The sequence below is a fragment of the Arthrobacter sp. Hiyo1 genome (assembly GCF_001263615.2).
In the GTDB taxonomy this organism is placed as follows: domain Bacteria; phylum Actinomycetota; class Actinomycetes; order Actinomycetales; family Micrococcaceae; genus Arthrobacter.
This window is the reverse complement of record NZ_DF952468.1, coordinates 168,680-174,134: the sequence shown is the minus strand read 5'-3', so window position 1 is coordinate 174,134 and position 5,455 is coordinate 168,680. Positions and strand designations below refer to the sequence as shown.

The window sequence follows — 5,455 nt, the reverse complement described above, 5'->3', positions numbered from 1 at the left end:
CGGGCGCTGCAGCCTCGATGAACTCAGCGGCGGGTGCGGCGGTTTCGGCGGGTGCGGTTTCGGCGATCTCGACGGCGGTCTCTGCTTCTTCAGCAGACTCGGCGACGAACGGGTCGTTCAGGTTTTCGGGCATAGGGGAAAGTTTCCTCATCCATAGGGGGCCAGTCGGCGCGGCCCGGTTGGGCTTGGCCGCAGTACACGTTGCGGGCAAAAGAACCCGAAGGCTCTGGTGCTCGCAAGAAGTCCGGCGCTGTCGCAATCCCATGGCAGGACTTCCCGCTGCATCTCTTGGCTGCTATCTCAGCAGTCTGTACAGCGTTTTCTTCGCCCGGCTCTCCCTATGAAACTGCCCACACACATTTTGCGGGCCCCAACACTGACCAGTCCTGCCTCAAGAATTGGGCAGGAAAAAGGGATTTCCGGAGTGGGGGATAGTTCTAGTGTAGGGCACAGATTGGTCCCGCGGCGACATAACTGCCGACGGCGGCGGTGAGCTTGCGCACAAAGCCGCGCCGGGCGCCCTCAAGACCGCCCCTCAGGACGGCCGTTCGAGGGCATCTTCAGGCGTCCACCCCGTTGCGGCGCATGAGCTTTTCGAAAGAGTCGTGGTAGTCGGACTGCAGCAGGATTTCTCCGTCCGCCTCTGCGTCGAGCAGCAATTGCATGTCATCGAGGTTGGGGTTGCTGAACCACTGCCCCACCGTGATGCCGTGTTTCGGCACAAACAGTTTGTGGATGTAGTCACCGGCCGAAATGGTGCCGGTCTTCACTACGCGCAGGTAGGTGCCGACCCGCCCTGCTTCGGTGAAGCGCTTGACCCACTGTGGTTCGTTCATGCGGCGCTGGAACGTTGCGCACGGCACACGCGGGGACGTGACCTCGACTTCGACGTCCAAGCCGATCTTCCACCGTTCGCCGATCACCGCACCGCTGGTCTCGATTCCGGCAACGCGGAGGTTCTCCCCGAAGATCCCGGCGGGCATGTCCCGCTGGAGTTCATTCGCCCAGTAATCGGCATCCGCCTGGGAATACGCGTAGAGCGCCTGGTCCTCGCCGCCGTGGTGGATCCGGCTCGCCTGGATGTCGCCGTGGATTCCCAGCTTGTGGACCTTCACCGGCCCGTCAACGGGGCGCTTGTCAATGGCCGTCACTCCTACCGACCCTTCGGGATCGGGCAGGAGCTCGTATACCCGGCAAACAGCAAGCAACGATGCGGTATCCATGACTACAGTCTACGTACGCAGCTACGGATCGAAGCGATATCCCATGCCGGCCTCGGTATGGAGGTGTCGGGGCTGTGCAGGGTCGCGTTCGAGCTTGCGCCGGAGCTGGGCAATATAGACACGCAGGTACTGGGTCTCCTTGGCGTAGGCCTGTCCCCAGACCTGTGTGAGGATCTGCTGCTGGCTGACCAGCCGTCCGGCGTTGCGCACCAGCAATTCCAGGATGTTCCATTCCGTGGGCGTCAACCGGACTTCCGCGCCGTCTTTGGTGATCTTCTTTCCGGCCAGGTCAACCAGGAAGTCGGCGGTCTGGAGCGTCGGCGCTTCATGCCGGGGCGCTGCCCGCCTCGAGGCTGCACGGAGCCTGGCCAGGAGTTCGTCAAGGCCGAAGGGCTTGGTCACGTAGTCGTCGGCCCCGGCATCGAGGGCCTCAACTTTGTCTTCCGAACCGTGGCGGGCAGACAACACGATGATGGGCATGGTGCTCCAGCCGCGGATTCCCTTGATCACGTCCACGCCATCCATGTCCGGCAGGCCGAGATCGAGCACCACGATGTCCACGGGCTGCTGGGCAGCCGCCTTGAGTGCGTCTGCGCCGTTGCCGACGCTGATGGCACGGTAACCGTGGGCATGGAGATTGATCTGCATTGCCCGGGCGATCTGGGCTTCATCTTCCACGATCAGCACGAGGCTCATGGCCGCCCTCCCGTCCACAGAGGGAGCGTGACCACCATGGTCAGCCCGCCTCCCGGCGTCGCCTCGGCCATGAGCGTACCGCCCATGGCCTCGGTGAAACCCTTGGCGACAGCAAGTCCCAGGCCGATTCCGCTGCGGCCGTCCCGGCTGGACGGAGAATCATCGAGGCGTTGGAAAGGCTGGAAAAGCTCCAGCACGGCCGCTGGCGCTATCCCCGAGCCATGGTCCATCACCCGCAGTTCGCTGGCCGGCCGACCATCCACCATGATGCCCGCACCGGTCCGCGCCGCCAGCACAACATCGGAATCAGGCGCGTATTTCACCGCGTTCTCCACGAGGTTCGCCACAACGCGTTCCAGCATCCCGGCGTCGGCCTCTATATACGGAAGGTTGGCCAGTAGCTCGTTGCGTATGCGCTCCCCCGGCACCCCGCGTAAAGCCTCCGGCAGGATTTGGTGCCAGCCCAGTCCGCGCAGCAGCGGGTTCACGGCATCCGCGGTGATACGGGACATGTCCAGCAGGTTATCCACCAAGTGATCCAAACGGTCCGCGTAGTCCTCGATAGTGGCCAATAGTTCGCGCTCGTCTTCGGGAGCAAAGGTCACGTCTTCCTGGCGCAGGCTGCTGACGGCAAGCTTGATGCCCGCCAAAGGGGTGCGGAGATCATGGGAGACGGCTCGCAGGATGGAGGTCCGCATCTTGTTGCCTTCCGCCAGGCGCGCGTTGTCCTGCCTGCTCTTGACCAGCTGCTGGCGCTCCCGCACGGCCACCACGAAGGCGCCGAACGCGGCAAGCATGCGGCGGTGCTGTTCGGAGAGCGGTCCGCCCCTGAGCAGGAGCGTGTAGTTGCGATCGACGACGGCGGCATGGTCGGCGGCCGCATGGGTCACCGGCGGTTGAATCCCGGAGCTTGCAAGGACCTTCCAACCCGGTCCGGTGGCGTCCGGCGAGTCAAACGTGGAGAGCAGCGTCATCGCTTCCATGCCGAGGTTGACGCGGATTTTGTCCAGGAACGACTCGAGGCTGCCGTCCGAGCTCAGGATACGAAGGGCCAATTCGCTCAGTGCCCTCGCCTCGGCGCCGGAATGAGCGGCCTCCTGCGCCCGCCGGGTCGCCAAGCCGACGGCGAGCGCCACGCCGCACGCCACAGCAAGGAAGATGACCAGGGTGAAAAGCGTGGCGGGATCCGCGATGGATAGGGAGCCCACGGGATCGGCTGAGAAGTAGTTCAAGAGCATGCTGCCGAGGACGGCGGACACCACCGCCGGCCACAACCCGCCGATCGCGGCAACGGCGGCGGAGACGGCCAATTGGAAGAGCATGATCATGGCGAAGTTCCGGTATTGCAGCGCGGATACCACGACTTCGATCGCAGAGGGTAGCAGCAGGGCCAGGACCAGGCCCGCCAGAATTCGGGGTCGCCCGATTCCCCTGACTGCCGGTAGCTGCAGCCCTATTGCGTTCACATCCGCGGCGGCCATGGCTCAATTCTGGCACGGCGCAAGTGCCGCGCCGGCGCCGACGGTCCTTACAGGACGCTGCGGGGAACATGTCCGGCCTTAGGATGCTGGCATGAGCCATTCAACGACGAATACCTCCGATGTCCTTGCCCTCGATTCCCTCTTGGGCTCCGAGGAACTGGAGCTTCGCGAGAAGGTACGCGATTTCACGGACCAGCGGATCCGGCCGAACATCGCCCGCTGGTACGAGGACGCGGTGTTCCCGCGGGAACTGCCGGCGGAACTCGGCGAACTCGGCGTCCTTGGCATGCATCTGGAGGGCTACGGCTGCCCCGGCCGCACCGCCGTCGAATACGGCGTTGCCGCCATGGAACTCGAGGCCGGCGATTCCGGCATCCGGACCTTCGTGTCCGTCCAAGGCTCCCTGGCCATGACGGCGATCCACAAGTGGGGCAGCGAAGAGCAGAAGGAACGATGGCTCCCGCGCATGGCTGCCGGCGAACTGATCGGCTGTTTTGCCTTGACGGAGCCGACGGCGGGTTCGGACCCGTCGTCCATGGCCAGCTTTGCCCGCCGCGACGGGACGGGTGACGACGCCGGCTGGGTGCTGAACGGTTCGAAGCGCTGGATCGGGATGGCATCGATCGCGGACGTCATGGTGGTGTGGGCAAACACCGACGACGGCATCCGGGGCTTCCTGGTTCCGGCCGGCACCCCGGGAGTCGCCGTGACTCCCATCGACGCGAAGCTCTCCATGCGTGCCTCGATCCAGTGCGATGTGGTGTTCGACGCCGTCCGGCTGGGTCCGGAGGCACTCCTCCCGGGTGCCATGGGACTCCGCGGGCCGTTCTCCTGCCTCAACGAGGCGCGGTACGGCATTGCCTGGGGTGCCATGGGCGCTGCCCGCGACTCCTACGAGGCCGCGCTCGAATATGCCGGAAGCCGCATGCAATTCGGCAAGCCCTTGGCCAGCTACCAGTTGACCCAGGAAAAGCTCGTGAACATGGTCCTGGAGATCCAGAAAGGTACCTTGCTCGCCCTGCACCTTGGGCGGCTCAAGGATGCGGGCAAACTGCACCCGGAGCAGATCTCGGCGGGCAAGCTCAACAATGTGCGGGAGGCAATCAAGATCGCCCGCGAAGCGCGCACCATCCTCGGTGGCAACGGCATCACGCTGGACTACCCGCATGCGCCATGCCAACAACCTGGAATCCGTGCGCACTTACGAAGGGACGGACGAGGTACACATGCTGATCCTCGGCCAGCACATCACGGGCGTTCCGGCTTTCCGCTAGCTCCGCGCGCGGGGGGGACCAGCCCAGCGAGCTAGGCTCCGACCGAAACCGGTTCCTTCTTTCCCGCGTCCTTGCGGATGGTGGCGCTGATGACGGCGGCCACCGTGCACATCGCTGCGGCGCCGATCCATGCGTAGGTGTAGTGGCCAGTGGCATCGCGGATGTAACCCGCGAGCAACGCGGCCGCAGCGGCCCCGAGCTGGTGCGCGGCAAAGACCCACCCGAACACCACCGAGCCGTCCGCGCCGAACACCTTCCGGCAGATGGCCGCCGTCGGGGGCACGGTGGCCACCCAGTCCAGGCCGTACACCACTACGAACAGGATCATGCTCGGTTGCACGGTGGAGCCCAGAAGCACGGGCAGCACCAACAGCCCAACCCCGCGGAACTGGTAATACACAGCCAGGAGCACCTTGGGATTGAAGCGGTCCGTCAACCAACCGGAGGCGATGGTGCCCACGATGTCGAAGATCCCGACGACGGCCAACAGGCCCGCCGCGGTGGTTTCCGGCATGCCGTGGTCGTGCGCCGAGGGGATGAAGTGGGTGCCGATCAGGCCGTTGGTGGTAGCGCCGCAGATGGCGAAACCGGCAACCAGTGCCCAGAACGTGCGCACTTTGCTGGCGCGCTTAAGGACCTGCAGTGCGCGCACGGCTGCGTTGGGCGTCTTGGCGCCTTCAGCGTCGGCGACTTCCGGGACCGGGGCGGGCTCCGCCGTCGTCGGCTCCTCTGCTTCGGCACCGTAAGGCTGGACCCCGACGTCGGCGGGTGAGTTCTTGAG

4 protein-coding genes and 1 pseudogene are annotated in these 5,455 nt (G+C 65.0%); 1 reads left to right on the top strand and 4 read right to left on the bottom strand.

Annotation, left to right across the window (positions count from 1 at the left end):
- Positions 1-560: 560 nt before the first annotated feature.
- From AHiyo1_RS00705 to AHiyo1_RS00695, 3 genes are read right to left on the bottom strand one after another with little or no spacing between them, the layout of a single operon-like run.
- On the bottom strand, positions 561-1,223 hold the full coding sequence (locus tag AHiyo1_RS00705; protein WP_059387284.1) for an MOSC domain-containing protein: 663 nt from the start codon (positions 1,221-1,223) through the stop codon (positions 561-563).
- Between the two features lie 21 nt (positions 1,224-1,244).
- Positions 1,245-1,919 (bottom strand): response regulator, encoded by a 675-nt coding sequence (locus AHiyo1_RS00700; RefSeq protein WP_059387283.1) that lies wholly within the window; start codon positions 1,917-1,919, stop codon positions 1,245-1,247.
- On the bottom strand, positions 1,916-3,400 hold the full coding sequence (locus tag AHiyo1_RS00695) for a sensor histidine kinase (RefSeq protein ID WP_059387282.1): 1,485 nt from the start codon (positions 3,398-3,400) through the stop codon (positions 1,916-1,918). The genes AHiyo1_RS00700 and AHiyo1_RS00695 overlap by 4 nt, the downstream gene beginning before the upstream one ends.
- A gap of 91 nt (positions 3,401-3,491) precedes the next feature.
- Here AHiyo1_RS00695 and AHiyo1_RS00690 point away from each other — a divergent pair.
- Positions 3,492-4,674: pseudogene (locus AHiyo1_RS00690) on the top strand (acyl-CoA dehydrogenase family protein).
- A 31-nt stretch (positions 4,675-4,705) separates the two neighbouring features.
- Here the strand turns inward: AHiyo1_RS00690 and AHiyo1_RS00685 are convergent.
- On the bottom strand, positions 4,706-5,455 hold a 750-nt coding region (locus tag AHiyo1_RS00685), incomplete at its 5' end, for an MFS transporter (protein WP_113990521.1).